This window comes from Salinivibrio sp. MA607 (assembly GCF_001996245.1).
Classification (GTDB): domain Bacteria; phylum Pseudomonadota; class Gammaproteobacteria; order Enterobacterales; family Vibrionaceae; genus Salinivibrio; species Salinivibrio costicola.
Genome location: NZ_MUFJ01000012.1, coordinates 49,748 through 69,951 on the forward strand (window position 1 = coordinate 49,748; position 20,204 = coordinate 69,951).

19 protein-coding genes and 1 pseudogene are annotated in these 20,204 nt (G+C 48.8%); 6 read left to right on the forward strand and 14 right to left on the reverse strand.

Annotated features, from left to right (window positions below; all coding sequences use genetic code 11):
• Positions 1 to 141 precede the first annotated feature (141 nt).
• On the reverse strand, positions 142 to 1,287 hold the full coding sequence (gene chrA, locus BZG81_RS07600) for a chromate efflux transporter (RefSeq protein WP_077677097.1): 1,146 nt from the start codon (positions 1,285 to 1,287) through the stop codon (positions 142 to 144).
• A gap of 347 nt (positions 1,288 to 1,634) precedes the next feature.
• Between chrA and BZG81_RS07605 the strand changes: the two genes are divergently transcribed.
• Positions 1,635 to 2,549: a LysR family transcriptional regulator gene (locus tag BZG81_RS07605; RefSeq protein WP_077460762.1), complete on the forward strand. Its 915-nt coding sequence runs from the start codon at positions 1,635 to 1,637 to the stop codon at positions 2,547 to 2,549.
• A gap of 10 nt (positions 2,550 to 2,559) precedes the next feature.
• Here the strand turns inward: BZG81_RS07605 and BZG81_RS07610 are convergent, their stop codons facing one another.
• On the reverse strand, positions 2,560 to 3,729 hold the full coding sequence (locus tag BZG81_RS07610) for a 1-acyl-sn-glycerol-3-phosphate acyltransferase (protein ID WP_077669202.1): 1,170 nt from the start codon (positions 3,727 to 3,729) through the stop codon (positions 2,560 to 2,562).
• A 194-nt stretch (positions 3,730 to 3,923) separates the two neighbouring features.
• On the opposite strand from BZG81_RS07610, the gene BZG81_RS07615 reads away from it, so the two are divergent.
• The gene (locus BZG81_RS07615; protein WP_077576975.1) at positions 3,924 to 4,595 is read left to right on the forward strand and encodes a hypothetical protein; all 672 of its coding nucleotides are present in this window, start codon (positions 3,924 to 3,926) and stop codon (positions 4,593 to 4,595) included.
• A 28-nt stretch (positions 4,596 to 4,623) separates the two neighbouring features.
• On the opposite strand, the gene BZG81_RS07620 is transcribed toward BZG81_RS07615, so the two are convergent.
• Positions 4,624 to 5,145, reverse strand: a complete 522-nt coding sequence (locus tag BZG81_RS07620; protein WP_021023841.1) for a nicotinate-nicotinamide nucleotide adenylyltransferase — start codon at positions 5,143 to 5,145, stop codon at positions 4,624 to 4,626.
• Positions 5,146 to 5,346: 201 nt separating this feature from the next.
• Between BZG81_RS07620 and nadE the strand changes: the two genes are divergently transcribed.
• Complete coding sequence (gene nadE, locus BZG81_RS07625) at positions 5,347 to 6,186, forward strand: ammonia-dependent NAD(+) synthetase (RefSeq protein WP_077669203.1); 840 nt, start codon at positions 5,347 to 5,349, stop codon at positions 6,184 to 6,186.
• Between the two features lie 35 nt (positions 6,187 to 6,221).
• Here nadE and BZG81_RS07630 read toward each other — a convergent pair whose 3' ends face one another.
• The 10 genes from BZG81_RS07630 to BZG81_RS15700 form a co-directional block, all read right to left on the reverse strand.
• Positions 6,222 to 6,776, reverse strand: coding sequence for an HD domain-containing protein (locus BZG81_RS07630; protein WP_021023844.1), 555 nt, complete (start codon positions 6,774 to 6,776; stop codon positions 6,222 to 6,224).
• 84 nt (positions 6,777 to 6,860) lie between these two features.
• Positions 6,861 to 7,028, reverse strand: coding sequence for a YoaH family protein (locus BZG81_RS07635; protein ID WP_077460953.1), 168 nt, complete (start codon positions 7,026 to 7,028; stop codon positions 6,861 to 6,863).
• Positions 7,029 to 7,125: 97 nt separating this feature from the next.
• Positions 7,126 to 8,274, reverse strand: coding sequence for a conjugal transfer protein TraF (traF, locus tag BZG81_RS07640; RefSeq protein WP_077677098.1), 1,149 nt, complete (start codon positions 8,272 to 8,274; stop codon positions 7,126 to 7,128).
• 124 nt (positions 8,275 to 8,398) lie between these two features.
• The gene (locus BZG81_RS07645) at positions 8,399 to 9,313 is read right to left on the reverse strand and encodes a DUF2861 family protein (protein ID WP_241827372.1); all 915 of its coding nucleotides are present in this window, start codon (positions 9,311 to 9,313) and stop codon (positions 8,399 to 8,401) included.
• Entirely contained in the window at positions 9,313 to 9,978 is a 666-nt protein-coding gene (locus tag BZG81_RS07650) for a response regulator transcription factor (RefSeq protein ID WP_077460768.1), read from the reverse strand. Before BZG81_RS07650 ends, BZG81_RS07645 begins: the two co-directional genes overlap by 1 nt.
• Positions 9,950 to 11,389: an ATP-binding protein gene (locus tag BZG81_RS07655; protein ID WP_077677100.1), complete on the reverse strand. Its 1,440-nt coding sequence runs from the start codon at positions 11,387 to 11,389 to the stop codon at positions 9,950 to 9,952. Before BZG81_RS07655 ends, BZG81_RS07650 begins: the two co-directional genes overlap by 29 nt.
• 234 nt (positions 11,390 to 11,623) lie before the next feature.
• Entirely contained in the window at positions 11,624 to 13,000 is a 1,377-nt protein-coding gene (gene pntB / locus BZG81_RS07660; RefSeq protein WP_021023849.1) for a Re/Si-specific NAD(P)(+) transhydrogenase subunit beta, read from the reverse strand.
• Between the two features lie 9 nt (positions 13,001 to 13,009).
• A complete protein-coding gene (locus BZG81_RS07665; RefSeq protein ID WP_077677101.1) occupies positions 13,010 to 14,563 on the reverse strand; it encodes a Re/Si-specific NAD(P)(+) transhydrogenase subunit alpha in 1,554 nt (517 codons plus the stop codon).
• Between the two features lie 294 nt (positions 14,564 to 14,857).
• Positions 14,858 to 15,148, reverse strand: a complete 291-nt coding sequence (locus tag BZG81_RS07670; protein ID WP_077677102.1) for an HlyU family transcriptional regulator — start codon at positions 15,146 to 15,148, stop codon at positions 14,858 to 14,860.
• A gap of 144 nt (positions 15,149 to 15,292) precedes the next feature.
• On the reverse strand, positions 15,293 to 15,466 hold the full coding sequence (locus BZG81_RS15700; RefSeq protein WP_021023852.1) for a hypothetical protein: 174 nt from the start codon (positions 15,464 to 15,466) through the stop codon (positions 15,293 to 15,295).
• A gap of 349 nt (positions 15,467 to 15,815) precedes the next feature.
• Here BZG81_RS15700 and BZG81_RS07675 point away from each other — a divergent pair, with 349 nt between their 5' ends.
• A complete protein-coding gene (locus BZG81_RS07675) occupies positions 15,816 to 16,745 on the forward strand; it encodes a hypothetical protein (RefSeq protein WP_198533637.1) in 930 nt (309 codons plus the stop codon).
• 237 nt (positions 16,746 to 16,982) lie between these two features.
• On the opposite strand, the gene BZG81_RS07680 is transcribed toward BZG81_RS07675, so the two are convergent.
• Positions 16,983 to 18,731, reverse strand: a complete 1,749-nt coding sequence (locus tag BZG81_RS07680) for a bifunctional metallophosphatase/5'-nucleotidase (RefSeq protein WP_077677103.1) — start codon at positions 18,729 to 18,731, stop codon at positions 16,983 to 16,985.
• Between the two features lie 121 nt (positions 18,732 to 18,852).
• On the opposite strand from BZG81_RS07680, the gene BZG81_RS07685 reads away from it, so the two are divergent.
• Positions 18,853 to 19,749 (forward strand): NAD(P)-dependent oxidoreductase, encoded by an 897-nt coding sequence (locus tag BZG81_RS07685; protein ID WP_108743478.1) that lies wholly within the window; start codon positions 18,853 to 18,855, stop codon positions 19,747 to 19,749.
• Between the two features lie 281 nt (positions 19,750 to 20,030).
• Positions 20,031 to 20,189, forward strand: a pseudogene (locus tag BZG81_RS15925) (IS4 family transposase); the annotation flags it as partial.
• Positions 20,190 to 20,204 lie beyond the last annotated feature (15 nt).

The window sequence follows — 20,204 nt, forward strand, 5'->3', positions numbered from 1 at the left end:
GCTGCAGTTTATAAATTAATTAAAAAGCTGAGCCACATGAGCGATGTGACTTAGCTTTTTGCTTTACAACATATAAAGTTATAGTGCGCTAAGTGATAAAAAGTAGCCCAGACACAGCTGGGCCACAAAGTATGGCGCGTATTAAGCGAGAGTAAACTGGTACACCATCATTAATAGGAGTAACCAAAACACCGAAATTCGCCATTGAGTTAATGCCACTAAGCCAAGCGCGATGGGCACTAAATCCAAAGGTTTTGTGTAGGCGGAAACCCATACGGGTTGATACAGCGCGGCGGCGAGTAACCCCACGACACTGGCATTAATGAGGCTGATAGCCCCGGCCAAGCGAGACTGAGTTTTAACCGCCTCCCAAATCGGCAAAACACCGAACATAAGTAATGCACCAGGCAAGAAAATCGCAATCGTTGCAATGATACTGCCCCAAATGGGAGCTAACCCTTCAACACTGGCACCCAGATAACTCGCCATGGTGAACATCGGCCCCGGCACTAGCTGAGCCGCCGCATAACCTTCAATTAACGCCGAATCAGTGACAACGTCACCGACAATAGGCTCGAGCAATGGTAAAACCACATGCCCGCCACCAAAGACAAAACTGCCCGCTTGGTAGAACAGATTAAACACCTGTACCCATAAGGTTTGATTAAACAGCCAAGGTACTGTGAGCAATAGTAAAAAGAGACCCAGGATCACGCTACTGCGGCGCCACGCAATGTTAACTGGCGCATGATGTGATTGGGGCTTCGCAAACCCAATAGCTCCTACAATGCCTGCAATGACAATGGGAAGTACTTGATATAATACGCCCGATGGCGTTAGCAATAGCCACAACGTTGTTGCCACCGCCATTGTCCCAGTCGCTAACGAGCCGATAAATTTTCGGCTCATTGAGACAGTAGCATCAATCACTACCACCACCGCTAATAATTTGGCTGCGCTAATGATGCTTGCGACCCAATCAGAAGCTTGCGCACCGCTGTTTAATACCGCCGCCGCTGTCAACAAAACAAAAGAAGGCAAGGTAAACGCGACAAATGCGCCAAACGCACCTAAATAACCCGCGCGTTGATAGCCAATATACATACCGAGCTGACTGCTTCCTGGGCCAGGTAGAAACTGGCTGATGGCTAAACCAGAAGCAAAGGTATCCGCACTCAGCCACCGCTTTTCTTTGACGAACACACGCTCAAAATAGCCGACATGCGCGGCCGGCCCACCAAACGACATGCACCCTAATAAGAAAAACTGTTTGATTAATTCAATCATCTATCACCTCCTCGCTAAATTTTATGCGATATCCATCATGAATAAAAACAGCCATTCCAGTTTTCATTGTCGATATAAACAATAAATAAGCCGATATAAGAATAAATGAAAGATAGTGTGAAAGTTTATAACCGTTTTAAAAGTGAGCACTTACATTTAATGTTTTCAGTGTATCTCACAGGAAACAATAATATATTGACATTAAAAAACAATAAGATAGAAAAAAGAAAAGGGAGGGGGTTTTACGGTGCTTCTCTGATAGCTTAGTGTGACGTTGTCACTATTAATTCCAGAGGCAGGGAAATATGTGGTAGTCTCACCCGACTGAGAACATGGAAGCACAGACTATGCTCGAACATCTCCAACAAATTGTGGTGTTGGCTGCCGTTGCACAAGAGCAGCATTTTACGCGCGCCGCTGAACGACTTGGTATTTCCAAATCACAAGTGAGTAAACAGGTTCGTTACCTCGAGGATCGTTTGGGCGTCCAACTGGTACAGCGTAACACCCGCTCGGTATCGTTGACCGAAGTGGGAACTCGATATGCGGATTATGGTAGCCAGTTAATGGCAACCTTAGATGAAGCCGAAGCCATGGTCGCAGGTTATCGGAATGAGGTAACCGGTAAGCTAAAAATCGGCGTCGCGCAGTCATTCGGTAATACTATAATGACGCGCCATTTTGCCAAATTCCGACAGCTGTACCCTGATCTTAATCTCGACATTAGTTTGTTCGACCATCGACCTAACCTGGTCGAAGAAGGCTATGACTGTTGGGTAGCGATTCATGAGCACCCTCCTGAGGGGATGGTGGCGAGAAAATTAGCAGACTGTCAGTTCAAACTGGTTGCTGCCCCAACCTACCTTGCGAATAACGGCACCCCGCAACAACTTAATGAATTACGTCATCATGACTGTATTACTTATCAAAGCCGTGAACGTCGTTATGACCAATGGCCCTTCACCAAGGCCAGCACGGAACAAGTGGTTCATATCAGCGGCCAATACACAATCAATAATGCCCCAGCGGTGCTCGAAGCAGTCAAAGCGGGATTAGGGATCGCCTATCTCGCGACCTATCTATTAAACGATGAGTTAGACACGGGTGAGCTGGTTGAGGTACTTCCCGACTGGCAGCCTTGTCTCGAACTGCCAATTTATATCGTTTACCCACGGCGTAAGCATCTTGCGCCCAAGGTCAGAGAGTTTGTCGATTTCATGCGTGATGAAATTGGCGATCCACCGCCTTGGGATCGCCAATAAAGTGACAAGGTCACTCGGCGTTTTGTTCTCCTACAACGTCGACGACGTCGTCATCTGACAGAACAGCACCTACTGTCTGTTGGTTGAGAACTGGATTGGCGTACATTTGTTGCAAATATTCACGCGCCGCTTCAGGCGCTTGAGCAATTTTTTGCTCGTAAAGACGGCGTTCGGCTGGTGTGACACTGTCATGTTCTACCCCAGCCGCAATATAGTTGGCCGGATACAGCCGATACAGCTGATGAATTTGGCTATCGATCTTCGCCGCCATGGAGTCAGGCGTATCTTGTGACAATGTCACTGGCTCACCAAAGGCGACATGAACATGGCGCTTGTTGCCGACGATACCTTTGACGATGGTCTGAATGTCTTCAAACTCACTCTTTTCGTACGCCCCTAATCGTTTAACCGCATCCAATTCCGTCGCTTTGTCCAGATCGCAAGGGTCGTTTTGATACGATATTGCTACAGGAACCACGTTTAAGTTGCCCATGTACGTATCAAAATCTTGCTTACGTTTTCGGCCTTCCATAAAGAACATTTTTAAGATCGCAGGATCAGTGATGTCTTCGCCGGTTTTTGCTCGCCCTTCTCGTTGCGCAATCCATATAGACTGCCCTTCATCGAGAGAAACACGTAAGTAAGCGGATAATTGTGATAGCGATTTCATCATTTCACGGGGGGCTTTAGCAGAGCGCTTAACAATAAAACTTTTATTCAGTTTCATCAGCTCCGTTGCACACGGCTTACGCAACAAGTTATCACCAATGGCGATTCTTACCGTATCTAATCCGCGCTGATGCAAACACCAATTCACTAAGGCGGGATCCATGGCAATATCCCGATGATTCGAGACAAAGAGGTACGCTTGGCTTGGGTCGAGATTTTCAACACCGAAGACCGTGACTTTATCGCAGCTTGTTTTGATCATCTTGCGCATATAGCTGGCAACATGTAGCTGCACATCCTGTACGGTTCTGATGTTATTCCACTTTTTGGTCAGATACAGTTTTAGCGCAGGCTTGAGTAGCCAACCGAGCGGGCCGGATGCGTGTGGATAGCGATAAGACAGAATCGCATTGATAAATTCATCATCTTGAATAAGACGCTGAATCGCACCTGGAACTTCTTCGTCATAATAAGGACGAATCTCTTGATAGGGATCGTTAACTGTCTGCACGTTCTTCCATTATAGCTAATAAAAACCGCGCTATTTTACGCAGCCAAACAAGGATTCAAAGTGAATCCACCGATATTTTCCACAGGTTGGAGGTCAGACCTTATTGTACCAAAAGGGTTCCCTTTCGGGGTGTGTACTTGACCTTAACAGCAAAAGTGCTCACCATTGCCGCCTTGTTACATTGAGACGCCATTATGAAGTACACCAGCGAACATACGTTTTACCAACCATCATCACTGACTTTCACGCCTCGTAAGCGTCGTTACACGGCTAATTTGCTGTTTGTTGAAGACGGCGTCGTATTTGTTCGCTTAGGGAAAGCCGACATCCCTGTGCATAGTGGTCAAGGGTTTTGGCTTCCATTTGAGTGTTTGCATGCCCTGACCATCACGCCAAACACTCGAGTACATCAACTGGCCATATCGCCACGTGTCACGCAGAAGCTGCCTACACAAGTTGGCCATATCGAGGTGTCCCCCCTGCTTGTTGCCAGCCTTTGTGCACTGCTTACGTCAGGATATCAGCCGTCATCATCAGCGCAAGCACGCCGGCTTCAAGCTGTCGCATTAGATCAGGTTTCACTCATGACACCGTCACAAACACTCGACCGACAAACCCAAAGCTTGGCAGATTGTGTGACACGAGCGCAAACAGGTCAACCACCCGCAAACGCTGAACAACACTATCAATTACAAGCACTCACGCAACTGACCATGGAAGATTTACACGAATATTTTATCGTGAGACAACTCCGTGCAGCCCTTAAATCGGGGCAAACATTAACCAAGGCGGCGACAAATATCGGCATCGCGCACGCGCAAGCAGAATCACTGTATGCGCGTTATACCGACACCTTCGAGGCGTGATACACAAGACGAATCAATCTATCATGTGCTAATACGCCCTGAACGCTGAATCGGTTAGCTGTGCCGCGACGTTCGGGGTGGTTAACTCACTAATGGGTAGTCCCTGCTGGAGTCGTTCACGTATGTGGGTACTTCGGACCACCACTTTTTCTGGCATTCCTAATACAGACCAGCGCGCAAGGATCTCGTCACTGTTCGCGAATTGACCAAACTTAACCAAGTTGTCTGGTCCAACAACAAAAGTTAACGCGGCCTCTGGATAATCTTGCTGTAACGCACTCAGCAGCATAAATGTTGTGACAGGGTCACCTTCAGCGCCAAGCGATGCCTCGCGTTGACATAGTGTCAGGTTCGAGAGCGCGACATCATCGATAAACGTCCGCACCCACGCACAGCGAGTGTCATAAGGCGCCATCGCTTTCCCCCAAGCATGCTTGTAGCTAGGGACCAGCAATACCTGATCAAAGTGGTTCAGTTGTGCTAATACCGACGCATGGCCTTGCGTCGGCGGATTAAAAGCACTACCAAACACTGCAATTTGCTCTGTCATCGTATTCTCTTAGCCGAACCATTCTGGATGCGGTGGATATCGCGCATAATGATGCCATGAAACCAATCAAAAACCTAACACGTAACCAGCAACGCGAAGGGATTGATTTGGCTATACCCAACGCGCCAGAGATCATGCACAATAATACGCAGCCAAACCTTCATTAAAGTCGCATGCCAGAGTTAAAAAGAGGAACACAACATGGAACACCCGATCCGCGAAGAAATGCGCGTGCAACCCACGATTGACGCAGCACTCGAAGTACGCCGTCGCATTGCGTTTATCAAAGCCATGCTACAACGTTCAGGGACCCGGAGTCTTGTATTAGGCATTAGTGGAGGCGTCGATTCTTCAACATGTGGAAAACTGGCACAATTAGCCGTTGACGAACTTAATCAAGCCGCAGGCACCGAGCAATATCAGTTTATCGCGGTACGCTTACCCTACGGTGAGCAAAAAGATGAGGATGAAGCCCAACTCGCGCTATCATTTATCCAACCAAGTAAAATCGTGACCGTCAATGTGAAACCCGGTGTCGACGGTACACATCAATCGGTACTCGATGCAGTGTCGGAAGTCGGCCTATTGCCAGCAAACGAAGGGCGGATTGATTTTGCCAAAGGCAATGTTAAAGCACGCGCCCGAATGGTTGCACAGTATGAAATTGCCGGTTTAACCCAAGGTTTGGTCCTCGGCACCGATCACTCAGCAGAGAACATCACCGGCTTTTATACCAAATTCGGCGATGGCGCCTGCGATCTTGCCCCTTTATTTGGTCTCAATAAACGCCAAGTGCGTCAACTTGCCGCCCACTTAGAGGCGCCGGATGTGTTAGTTCATAAAGTCCCTACCGCGGATTTGGAAGACTTATCGCCACAAAAAGCCGACGAAGACGCATTACAACTCACGTATGAGCAAATTGATGATTTTCTTGAAGGTAAGCCAGTCGATAATGCGGTGAAAGAGAAGATTATTAAGGTGTACCAGGCAACGCAGCACAAACGACAGCCCGTCCCGACTGTGTATGACTTAGATAACTAACGACTAAGCATTAACAGCGTCGTCGAAAACAGCGGTTAAGAGATCGACGCGTGGAGCTGATGATCAGGATGTCGGTCTGCGTGTTGGCCGGCATCAATCAAGCCATCTAGCTCTTGCCATAAGTTGTCACACAAACCGGGGCGATATACAGCAACGCGAAAGCCGCCGTGTTCGCGTTGATATTGCTCAAACCGTTTTGGGCTGTGTTCACTACTGGCAATGACGTTCGCGAGTCGATCACAGGTTTTTACCACCAAGGCAAGCCAAGCCGCCTCATCCGTGACATCAAGCACAATCAAACGCTGGTTTAACGCGCGTTTTCGCTCTTCGCGATTGGGTCGGCGCGGATCGGTCACCAGCATCACAGCGCGGGCTACCGTGGGGCCGAAAAGCGCAGAGATCTCATCCACACGCGTCGCGGTGTCTTCCAAAATATCGTGCAGTTGCGCCACAATACGTGCTTGTTCACCAAAAGGCGTGGCAATCCGCTCGACATGATCCAGGTGACAACGATAGGGCTGAGCGCCATACCGCTGGAGGGCATGTCTTACCCTCGCCCACTCTCGCGCTTGTTCCAGCCGACTACCCATCCAACACTCCTTTACTGACCTACTTTAAATTAATCAGGGATTGTTGGAATTGTAAATAAAAACACAATATGTTTGCAGTGTGTCTCACTCTTCAGACGAAGAGGCTTGAGCCGCTTGCGCTGCTTGCGAACGTATTTCATTGGCAACCTGCATAATCGCCTCACCGCTGCTCATGCCTTTTGCCATCAGCGCGTGAATGCGCTCTGCCGCTTCTTGTTGTTGCTCGTGGTTTAGCGTAACGCCGTCAAACATTCGGTTACTCTCTTGATGATCAATGATTGGTAAGTGATGATTAAAAAAGGCAGGCCATTTTAGGGCCTGCCCAATCATTTGTCATGCAGTAACTGATTTAAAACGTAAAGGCCAGCTGAGCGGAACCACCATAGCTGTTGCTATCGATGATACTCGCGGCGATATCAAGATTGGCGACACCAAAGGGGGATAAACCAAGACCGAGGRTAAAGGCATTATCGACATTGTCCTCTAGATCCGCACGATAGCCGGTGCGTAGTTGCGCATGGCCAAAGGCGTCAAACTCTGCCCCGACTCGGAAAAACTGGGTGTCATCATCCACATTAAGCGTCCCTTTAAAGCCGCTTTTCTTGTTGAGATCTAAATCGGCAGCAACGGTCACAAAATCAGACACAAACGCCGAGCCCAGGGTAAATTGCGGCTCAAGCTCATAAGTGAAACGGTTACCCGTTCTTTTAATGGTTACGGTATCGACATCTTGGCTAACCAAATTCTTACCAGCAAGGCCGACCCGGTAAGGGCCCGATTGCCACACGGCGCCCAAATCAAGATTGAAAGCATTTTCTTCTTCGCGGTAGCGGCTGTCATCCCAATCATCCGTATCGTAGTCGTCAACCGCGACGCCGTAATTATAGGTGGTAATTCTCTGTAGTTTCGGCGTCACGCCCACCGCAACGCGCTGGCCGGCAATATCAAGGTTGGTTGCCAGTGCCACCCCTAACTCACCAACCCCGGCGGCAAGAATGGTTGCGGAAGATTCTGGTGTAAAATTGTTATTTCCTCCCTGAGCATCACTTATATCTGAGTCTCGAACATCAGGTAACACCGCGCCTTCAATTAGCCCCGATGTATAGAGTGTCGCCGAGATAGAGCCTGTGGGAATCCCCACCGCAGCACCAACACCGGCATTGACGTAGGCTTTATCGCCTTGCACCGCTCTCAGTGAAGATTCAATTTTTGTTGCATCTTGTTGGTCAAACGCATCGGCGACATCATCGAGGCCGTCAATAAGCTCATCGGGATCTCGCGCTTCGGCACCAATATACGGGATAAGCACCCCAAACGCGCTATCGGGATCAAGTGCAGCCAAAGCTGGGTTATGAAAGCCTGCGGAAAGATAATCCCCCGATGCCACGCCTACCCCACCCATGGCATTGGCACGGGCATCGGTTGGGTTAGTCGCCGCCAACGCACTGGTTGAGCATGCGGCCAGTGCCACCACAAGCGCTTTTGTTTTAAAGGTCATTGCGTTACCCCTATGTTTTGATTTGCTATTTAAAAGGCAAGCATAGAGGTAAAAGTGAAAAATTGGACCGAACTCACTAAAAAGGTGTGAACTTTATCAAATTGACCATAACGCAAATGTCTATTTATTCGTCACTTTGTTTGTCCGAGCGGCTCGGCGCTATCCTATTTAAAGCGTCAGGATCCAAATCCGGTAAATCAATCGCCCGGCCGATACGCTGAACTTCTTCAATTGACAGCGCGCCCTGCCAGCGCCGTTCAATCAGGGCAACACTAAACCAGTATTGACCATTAGGCACATCTAACATTGGCAGCTGAGTAGGAAGCCGCTTATGCTTTTCAGCAGACCAGATCGGGGCACCATCCGGTTGATTGTGCGGATACAGATTAAGGCTCAGAAAGGGCCGTTGACAGGTTGAGTTAAAATCATCAAAAGGGGCAATGTGCCAGCTTCGGGTATCTTTCCAGCTCAATGTTTGACGTGGCTGAGGCTGGGTCAGAAGCAACCAACTCGACCACGTATGGCCTGATACTGACTCTGCTGTGAGTTGATAAAGACCTTGGGAAATAGGATCGGAAAGGCCATCTTTGATCAAACGCCAACCGTGTTGCTGCGCCGGAGAGAACTCACCATGCATCACCGTTTTATCCGGCCATTTTTTTAACGTGAGTGCATCCACCCCCGTTTGCGACTCCCCTGACACTTGGAGCCGATAATACACCCGACTCGTGGTTTGGACCGTTTCGCGACGCACAGATATATTGCTCAACCAATCAGGCAATGTCTTTTGGCTTAAACTGCGCCCACAGTCTTCCGTGATCGCGAGCGCAAGCAGCTGAGCGAGATGATCCTGCTTGGCAGCAGAAAGATTGGGTTGCTGCCAGGCTTCAATCATGGCCTCTACACTGGCTGCGGTTTTTCCATTTAATAGGCGCTGATGGGCACTGGTTAACGCGTCATTGCCGTTAAACCACGCGGCCTGCGCGCCACCAGCACCCAGCATAGTTGCTAATAGTCCAAAGAGAGCGCGCGTTTTCATCATGCCTTCATGCGATAGCCGACGCCACGTAGCGTCTCGATATTCACCGAGGGCAGCTTCTGGCGTAGTTGTAATATATGGGTGTCAACCGTACGCGTGGTAGGATAATGGTTATACCCCCACACTTGATCGAGCAATTCATCACGCGTAAATACACGCCCTGCGTTTTTGGCGAGGAAATGCAACAAGTCAAACTCAGTGCGTGTCAATGTCATCTCTTGGTCACCACAAAAGACTGCACGACTCGCGGTATCGATTCTCACCTCATTGATCACGAGATCGTCACTCGATATTTCCGCTTCTCCGACAGGGTGACGAAGATGGACACGCACGCGCGCGAGCAGCTCTGCTTCGGCAAAGGGTTTAGTGATATAATCGGTAGCGCCCGAGTCTAACCCGCCAACGCGATCACGCACGGACACCATGGCTGTCAACAAGATCACTGGCACGGTTTTGAGTTTATTCCAATCCGCGAGCCATTCGATTGAGTCGCCTTCAGGCAGTTGGCGGTCCAAGATGACAAGATCCGCATCACGCCATAACTCAGCAACTTTCGTCGCACTATCAGCATATAAACACTGGTAGCCCGCTTGCTCCAAACTTGCCAATAAGCCGTCTGCTAGATTGGCATCATCTTCAACCAGAAGTAACGTCGGTTGCGTCACAATGAATCTCCAAAGTAAATGTGGTGGGTGGACCAGAAAGGATTAACTTGCCCCCCATTCTCTCAATCATCGATTCTACGATCGTCAGCCCGAGCCCAAGACCGCTTTGGCTGACAAAGGGTTTACGTATGTGCTTCCAATCCTTGGCGGTCAGATCGCCTTGGTCGCATATTGCAATGGTGAAACGATCCGCTGATACCTTTGCATGCACTTCAACCGGGGCGACACCATATTTGACCGCATTGGCAATCAAATTGTTCAATGATGTCGTCAACCAATAGACATTGGCCCGCACCGCGCCATCTTGACTCACCTGAAGCGTCACTTGATGTTCTTCACAAATGTATCCTAACCATTCTTCAATAGACGGAATCGTTTCTTTGCCCAATGGCTTTTGATTCGACTGCAAGTAATCCTTACTCGCTTCCGCCAGCTGTTTTAGACGCCTTGAATCTTCACACAAACGACGAAACTCATCATAAAAGGGCTCTGGTAACGTATCGAATTTACGCCGAAACCCCTCAACCGTCATCGACAAGCTGGCAATGGGGGTACGTAACTCGTGCGTCAATATTTGTAATACCAGCATACGCTCTTGCATCAACCGACGCTGTACCGTCCATCGGTTGAATCCCCAACCACCGAGGGCAACCAGGTTGATGATAATCAGCGCGCCGACAAGATAAGGCCAATAGCTAGGCGCTTTTTCTTCATTCCAACAAATGTTCCCCACACGGGCCAAACAAAAATCTTGCTCCCCCCGAGGCGTAAGGTGTAAATCAAATTCAGCAACAAGAGGTTGCCATTGCTGCGCGGCATACAAATGGTAATAGCTGCCCACACGGATCCACATTTCATTTTGACTGACCAAGGTTTTAGCGCCGCTATTCAATGCCTCGACGGCTGATGAATCCATTCTTTGCAGTCGACCGAGTAAACTGTCAGGTTCGGCTTTGGGTCGCTCTTGGATATGAAAAAAGCGCACAAGCTCGCTGCGTCGCGCTGGATATTTCTCCGCGTATTTGGCCGCATAGCTCCCGCCACCTGGATGAATAAACCCAGAGCGAGAAAACCAAGCAACCGGAAGCTGGGTGTTATTACACATGGCACGAGTAAACACCAAAGGCTCTGTCACTTGCGGATTCACTGGCCAAGGTCCTTGACACTTTTGCGCAGCCTGATACAGCCGGCGAATATCTTTTAGTGGGTAGCGCGCCGTCTGTGGCAATAGGCTCTCTGGACTGAGTAATACGCGTGGAAAAGCACGGTTAATACCGATGAGGTTATAACGAGCAACAGGATCCGCCAACAGTAACTGAGCCCGGAACGCAGTCATTTGCTCTGAAAATGTACTCGCCGCCATCGCTGGCCAAGCTGTCAACGTAAAAATAATTAGCAGCAGAATTCGCATAGTGACAGCTTACCACCAAACCTATAAATAATGTCAGTGCATTGTAAGTTCAGACTGTCAGGATGCAAGATAGCTTTTACGCAAGATAGCTATTAGGCAAGATAGCTTTTACTCACATCCAGCGCCGGCGATCGTGCACAAAAAAAGAGCCAGCTGAATCACTGGCTCTTTTGAAGGACGAGCTCTTTAAAATAATAGCGTCCCAGAGTTCAACTATAGTGCCTTTGAATTTAACTATAGCGCTTTAGAAATAGCCTCGACACTTTGTTTCGCATCGCCAAAGAGCATGGTGCTGTTGTCTTTAAAGAACAATGGGTTTTGCACCCCAGCATAGCCGGTATTCATTGAGCGTTTAAAGACCACTACATTTTTAGCATTCCAGACTTCAAGTACGGGCATGCCCGCAATGGGACTAGACGGGTCATCCATTGCGGCGGGGTTAACCGTATCGTTGGCTCCGATCACCAGTACCGTATCCGTATCTGGGAAATCATCATTAATTTCATCCATCTCTAATACGATGTCATAGGGGACTTTCGCTTCTGCGAGCAACACATTCATATGCCCAGGCAAACGCCCTGCAACGGGATGAATCGCGAATCGCACGTCAATGCCCATATTACGCAGTTTTTCTGTTACTTCGTAAACAGGATATTGCGCTTGCGCAACGGCCATACCATAGCCGGGTGCGATCACAACACTGTTGGAGTCTTTTAGCATTTCTGCGACTTCTTCAGCGGTACTCTCGCGGTATTCACCGACCTCTTCATCACCCGATGACGCGGTGCCATCTGAACCAAAGCCACCAGCAATCACACTAATGAATGAGCGGTTCATGGCCTTACACATGATGTAAGACAAAATGGCACCCGATGAGCCAACCAATGCCCCCGTGACGATCAGTAGATCGTTCGCCAGCATAAAGCCTGCCGCTGCCGCTGCCCAACCGGAATACGAGTTCAGCATAGACACCACAACCGGCATGTCTGCGCCGCCAATCGAGGCAACAAGGTGATAACCAAAGGCCAGCGCGATGAGCGTCACTACAATGAGTGCGAACGTGGAGCCTTCGGCATTGACGAAGTTAATCAACAGTAAAAAGGAAACCACGACGGCGGCAAGGTTAAGCTTATGACGATGCGGTAACGCCAGCGCTTTCGACGAGATCACGCCACGCAATTTACCAAAGGCGACAATCGACCCGGTGAAAGTCACTGCACCAATAAACACGCCTAAGAAGATCTCAACTAAATGAATATTAAGCATCGCACCAGTCAGCGGTGGATGATCAATATAGGTGTTAAAACCGACTAATACCGCCGCCAGGCCGACAAAACTGTGCAGCATCGCCACCAGCTCCGGCATTTCGGTCATCTCAACCCGTTTGGCGTAGTAAATACCAATCGCGCCACCAATGATCATCGCGAGTATAATCCAACCAACGCCTTGAACATCGGGACCCCAAATCGTCGCCACCAGCGCGATGGCCATCCCGGTAATCCCGTAGTAGTTACCGGCACGCGCAGACTCTTGCTTTGAGAGCCCAGCCAAACTCAGAATGAAACAGAGTGCGGCAACAATATACGCAGCTTGTACCAATCCTTCAGACATTCTTTCTCCTTACCCTTTACGGAACATTTCAAGCATGCGCTTTGTAACAGTAAAGCCGCCAAAAATATTGATACTGGCGATTAACACGGCAATGAAGGAGAGGAAGGTAACAAAACCGATCCCTTGTCCTACTTGCAATAGCGCCCCGACGATAATGATGCCTGAAATCGCATTGGTGACGGACATCAGTGGCGTATGTAGCGCATGGGTTACATTCCAGACCACGTAGTAGCCCACAACACAGGCAAGCACAAACACGGTCAAATGAGAAAGGAACTCACTTGGGGCGTAGTTGGCTACCCAGCCAAACGCCCCCAACCCGGCGGCCATTAAGCCATACTTGGTTGCCCGTGACGTTTTTTTCGCCTCTGCTTTCGGTGCAGGTTCGGGTTTAGGTTCCGCTTTCGGTTGTGCCGACACTTGAATCGGCGGTGCAGGCCACGTCACTTCGCCTTCTTTAATAACGGTGACGCCACGTAAGACTACATCGTCAAAATCAATGGTGATATTGCCGTCTTTTTCTTTGCAAAGCAGTTTGGTGAGGTTAACCAAGTTAGTGGCATACAGTTGTGATGACTGAGTCGGCAAGCGCCCTACCATATCGGTGTAGCCAATCACTTTGACCCCATTTGGCGTGGTGATGACTTGGTCTTTTTCGGTGTACTCGCAGTTGCCACCATTGGCGGCTGCCAAATCAACAATCACACTCCCGGATTTCATGCTGTCTACCATCTCTTTAGTAATCAGCGTTGGCGCAGGTTTACCAGGGATCAGCGCCGTGGTGACGATAATATCGACATCTTCTGCTTGTTGCGCATAGAGCTTTTGCGCAGCCTGATTGAATTCATCCGACATCTCTTTGGCATAGCCATCACTGCTGCCTGCACTGTCTTGTTTGAAATCCACTTCAAGAAAGTCAGCGCCCATGCTTTCAACTTGTTCTTTCACCTCTGGGCGAACATCAAAGGCACGAACAATGGCACCTAGGCTCCCGGCAGCACCAATCGCAGCCAGACCTGCCACCCCTGCACCGGCAACAAATACCTTGGCAGGCGGTACTTTACCGGCCGCGGTGATTTGCCCGGTAAAGAAACGGCCAAATTCGTGGGCCGCTTCGACAATAGCGCGATAGCCCGCAATGTTTGCCATCGAGCTCAGCGCGTCTAAAGATTGTGCACGAGAAATCCGCGGCACGGCATCCATCGCCATCACATTAACATTGCGCGCCGATAATCGCTCAAGCAGCTCTTCGTYTTGGGCAGGCCAGATAAAGCTGACAAGCGTGGTGCCTGCTTGTAGTCGTTCCACTTCATCTTGACCGGTTTGTTCAATCACACCCGGTGCGTTGACTTTAAATATGACCTCAGACTGCCAAACGGCATCCGTATCAACAATGGTCGCCCCGGCAAGTTCGTACGCAGTATCTTCGAAGCTTGCTTTTTCGCCCGCTCCCTTTTCTACCACCACGTCAAAACCGAGTTTGATAAGCTGTTCCACCGACTTTGGCGTCGCAGCTACCCTCGTTTCATTAACGAGCCTCTCTTTTGGAACACCAATCTGCATAGCTATTCCCTGAATGTTGGCTTATAAGAAATTTTTTAATGGTCACAGGTGAGTACCACCTGAGAGACATTCACTGACTAAATTCGTATTGAAAACGGTTTCACCCATTATTCACTCAGTTGCGGGGGTCAGTAATTTTGTGCTTAGCAACGCAACAGCCTTAACTTAACGAGTTTATTCCTTAATCACCACAGGGCGAGGATCGCCATTAGGGTATAAATGTGATCCAATCGACACTTTATCTGTTTTTATTGTTCATAGTTATGCATTAATTTTGGTATCACTCAGCATCGCCTAACCGCCACGCGCAAAAATCTTGTCGCCATTCTGGTCAATCATCATTTTGGCCTTTGTGATCATCAAGCTATTTGCATCATCTTGATTTCCCAATAGATCAGAACGGATAAAGTGATGGGTCATCACCTGTTCATCGATTTCTTTGCAAATACGCCCACATACACGGTACTGGCCGCTTTCTGCGGTCGCTTCGGGATAAATCAAATAGCCTTTGTAATCTGTTGGGGTCACAGGCGCTTTAGCTTGTTTCGATTGACCACCAGAAAAAAGTGTGGAAAACCATCCCATCTTTCTTTACTCCTTTTTATCTTTCGGCTCGGACAAATCAGGCAATATATGATTGGTTAATGCCAAGGGTGATTAAACCACAAATAAAAAAACGCCACATCTCGATGATGTGGCGTTTCGCGTTCTGTCTACGTTTTTGTCGTCTTATCGGTTTATGCCGATATCACGCTGCAAATGCGCCGGTAAACGGCTTGCATCATAAGCAGGTGCTTGCGTGCTGCGGGTAAACAACACATCCATGGCATGAGCGATCAGTCCTTTGATAGTTACCGCGTAAGATCGACGTGAACGTGTCATATTAACCGTTGCAGTCGTCATACGATCCTCGCTTTATTTTCTGAATCACTCGGCGCGTAGTATAGGTGGCTAACCCACAATGATAAATTGATGAAAATTAAAGCATAGGATTAGTTTTTATAATCCGAAAAGCAAGCAATCGCTAATCAGAAAACCATGTTAACTTACGGTTAAAAAAGCGCCTATTTGCTTTTATGTGCCCTTGAGCTGTCATTATATTTATTTTGTTTGAAAGCCGTCCCCACACCCATGCGATACCTTGTCACTTGCACATAGCCGTGTCTTACTTATTAAAAATGGCGATTTATCGCTCGATTATCAATTAAAACCTGATAACATCAATGTTACACATGTCACTAAGGTGTTGACCATGCTTGCGTTTCTAGCCCGACACTCTGCGATCTTTCTTTTTATTGCTGCGCTGATTGGCTTTACATTTCCAGCGGTATCGCTAGCGTTGTTTCCTTTTCTTCCCTATGTTTTGTTTGCGCTGATGCTATTTACACTGCTTGGCATCCACCAAGGTTTACTGGTAAAAGCACTGGGCCAGTGGCAAGTGTGGGTATATGCATTTATTCATGCGGTGGTATTAACGCTGATAACCTGTTCGATCGCTTGGTTATTGGGTGCATCGACAGGGTTATTACTCGCGATTAGTGGGATCTGCGCAACCGGCTCCTTGTTTGCCACACCCGCCATTATCCGTTCGTTAGGCATGGACGCGCTGATCGCCATGGCCTACACCATCGCCTCAACGTTGCTGATGCCAGTTGTCTTATTCGTCAATTTAACAATATTCAGTGGTGATGCTTTTTCACTCGATTTACAAAGCTACGTGATTCGATTAGTGGTATTTATTTTCGGCCCCATGGCGTTCGCTGCGATTTTTCACGCGCTGGTCAAGCCCGAAAAACTCAAACGCATTCACGGCAAGCTCGCACAGTTTACTATTGTGCTGGTGTTTAGCTTTCCTTTGGGGCTGGTGGGGCCATTTGGACAAACCTGGCAAAACGATCAAGCGTATGCCCTAGAACTGTTAGCAATTTCAGTCGCAATTTGCATGCTTTTTTTTACCATTGCCTTCGGTTTATACCGGCGACAAGGACAAGCAGCCAGTATGATCGCTGCGGTGACCGCCGTAAATCGCAATGTATTACTGACCTATACTGTTGCCGGCGTCGCACTTGGCCCGGTATTTTTACCCTTAATCGGTGCCATTCAGTTACCCATTTACCTACAGCCACTTTTGGTTCGCTGGGCCATGCGTCACGCGCATCGCGCTGACACGCAGGTACCCTAGCGCGGTTGATTTATACAACCGGTACAAAATAAACCAAAGATGCCCAAGCTATCAGCCAAAAGCTAATCAACCCCACATCAAACCAATCACGTTTTTCCATCACCTTCACCTTTCGATAGTATGGCTACATTCAGGTCACCCATTACTGTTATCGACAATAACGACCCAAACTTAATCTAACGGCAACGTTATGCCGAACGTGCAACCTATCGATGAATAAGCAAAGGATGGGCCAAATTATTGACCCCAACAGGTTTGAGTCTGATCGGGTGTACTCAAATAACACACTAAAGGCTGGCTCGGGAGCGCGAGTGCGTTTTGCTGCCGTGCATACCGAATAAAACACTCCGCCATTGATAAACCAATTGAGCGACGACGGCCTGTTTGCAGTGCGTCATAGCCCTCTTTTCCTTGTGCCGTATAAGATGAGGACACACCGGTATATCGGTGCGCATCGTCCATCGCCACCCAATGCTCACCCCGTTTGATTTCTAATTGGGTGATGCGGCGCCCCATCGGGCGCCACGCTTCATAACGATAACGGATAGCGGCACAATACGGGAAACTGCCGGTCCCAAGGCCAGCAACGCCATTGTTGGTCGCGTTATTGATTGCCCCTTCTAACGCGCTGCGGATTTGTTCGCCTGTCACTCGATACGCAATCACGTCGATCGCAAACGGCAGCAGTGTACCGGCAATTAATGCAGCAGAAAGCGGGCCAGCGTTCAATCCAACTCGAACCCCTCCCGCATTATGTATCGCAAACTCCGCATCAATCCCTTGCTCACGCGCCGCCCAAAGAAAACTCTCGGTGACCAAAGGAGCCACGTCGCTACTACCTTCGCCGTCAGGGACGCGAACATGGCGTAAACGCTCGGGCACATGCGTGACAATATCACGCTCTAATTGTGCCACTTGTGGACGATATGTCTGTTGCAAGTGGCGTTTTAGATCTAAATCACTCGGCAAAATGAGTACATTCGACTGACTACTCAGATAGTCGCGCGCCGCTTGATAAGAGGTGTCGGTTAATTGCTGCTCGCGCGACGCATCCATCGCCAAACTGCGTCCAAGCAGCACGTAATTTTGACCGTTAAAGGCTGTTGGCCGACCTTTTTCATCGATGGATAACGTAAAACGGCCAATAGATTGCGCATGGCACCCGGCTTGCACAATCCAAGTATCATTCACTTGATACCCGTATGGATCTTGGGCCTCGAGACCAATATTTTGAAAATCGCCTTGTAAGACATGTGTGTGCCCTCCCACAATCACATCAATGCCTTTGACTGCTGCAGCGAGTGCCTTGTCTTTGTCATAACCAAGGTGGCTTAACAAAATAATGGTGTTGACCCCTTGAGCACGCAAATACGCCACCGTATTTTTAGCTATCTGGGTGGCAGGCAAAAACGGCGTATCGTGATCGGGATGTGCCAGTGCCGCCATTTGCTCAACCGCCAAGCTAAACAGACCAACCTGATGGCCCGCGTAGGTTTTGATCAGGGTGCTCGCACGTGCGTGCTCTGGCAGGTATGGCATCAAGCTAGGCCTATCGCTTACCCGTTTTTGCTTGTCTTTTGCTTCATCATCCACATGCCAATTACCGGCAAGTAAAGGAAACTCAATATCATCGAGAAAATCGGCAACGGGCCCATTACCTTGATCCAGTTCATGATTACCGATGGCCATCGCGTCGATCCCAAGGCGATTAAGCATGTCGGCATTTGCTTTTCCTTTAAACAAGGAATAATACAGCGTGCCCTGGAAGCAATCACCGGCGTGCAGAAACAGAAAGCCGTGCTGATTTTGTTCAGCCTGATGACGAAAGTGCTTCACCGCCGATGCAATGCGTGCGAATCCACCGCAATTGGCATATACCCGTGTGTCTTCGCTATCTAAGCTGAGCGAGACAGGCGTAGACTCAAAGTGTGAGTGCGTATCGTTAATATGCGCGATGGTTAATGAGAATGGTTGTCGTGCTGTCATAATAATCCGTGCCACAACACAAAAGAAGATGATACAAGCTTAACATTGACATATACAAGAAAGGTTAAGTTTTTGATAGATTACTACCTAATCCACAACAGGGAAGCGTGACGATATGCAAGTGAACAAGACCAAAGTGGCTTTTATTGGCCTCGGCGTGATGGGATTTTCGATGGCCGGCCACCTGCAACGTAACGGCTACCCAATCCGGGTTTACAACCGAACCCCCGGCAAGGCCGAAAGCTGGTGTACAACCTATCAAGGACAGAGTGGATGTACCCCTGCTGAGGCAGTCACTGACGCTGACATTGTCTTTATGTGCGTAGGTAACGATGATGACGTACGCAGTGTGGTCTATGGCGACATTGGTGTGCTGGCCAATATGAAAAAAGGCAGTACCTTGGTGGATCAAACTACTACCTCTGCAGAGCTGGCCCTTGAGTTAGCACAAGTATGCGAGCGTCAAGGGCTAAGTTTTCTCGATGCCCCCGTCTCAGGCGGCCAAGCCGGTGCAGAAAAAGGCGCCCTCACCATTATGGTCGGTGGCAATCCAACTGTGTTCAGTGACGTTGAACCCGTCATGAACGTCTATGCCAGCGCAATCCAGCATATTGGCCCGCATGGCAGTGGCCAGCGCTGTAAAATGGCCAACCAAATATGTATTGCCGGCGTCTTGCAAGGGTTATCCGAGGCACTCACCTTCGCGCAATCCGCTGATCTCGATATCGAAAAAATGATCAATGCCATTAAGCATGGAGCCGCGGGCTCCTGGCAAATGGATAATCGCGCATCGACCATGGCACAGGATCAGTTTGATTTTGGTTTTGCGATTGATTGGATGCGTAAAGATCTTGGCTTTTGTTTAGAAGAAGCCGCCAAATTAGGCGTGAACCTTCCCTTAACCGAGCAAGTAGATCAACAGTACAGTCAGCTGCAACAACGCGGATACGGTCGAAGTGATACCTCAGTCCTGATCAAGCAGTTTGATACAGATACCAAACCATCTTCATCAACCTAACCTAAAAATACGGCCATCCTCGGCACTTGAGGCCGAGGAAAGGCTAAACAAGGTGTATACTAAAGTTAACCAATAAGGAGGGGTGTAATGACAGCTATCTATGTAATCTGCGCCATCGCCATGATCATTGGCCTGTTCACCTTATACGCACCCTCTATTGAAAAATGGTGTGATAAGCAGTTGAGCCCGAGCAAGAAAGATAAGTAGTTATTATTTAGTAGCACGCCTAAAAGGGATCCGTGATCCCTGTTGACTCCCGGAGCAAATCATGAAGAGTAACATATGAAAAGGCCTTTCCACTGTCAAAGCAGTGCTCTAAGTCGGCTCATGACCAGTTTTTATCTGACCTAGCAAGCACCTTACCTTCTTCGGTGATCTTACTGATATCGTCCCATGTTGGCGGTCGAGTTCAAGCTTCTGCTGTTTGGTTAAAGTCACTTTCATAGGTAGGAATC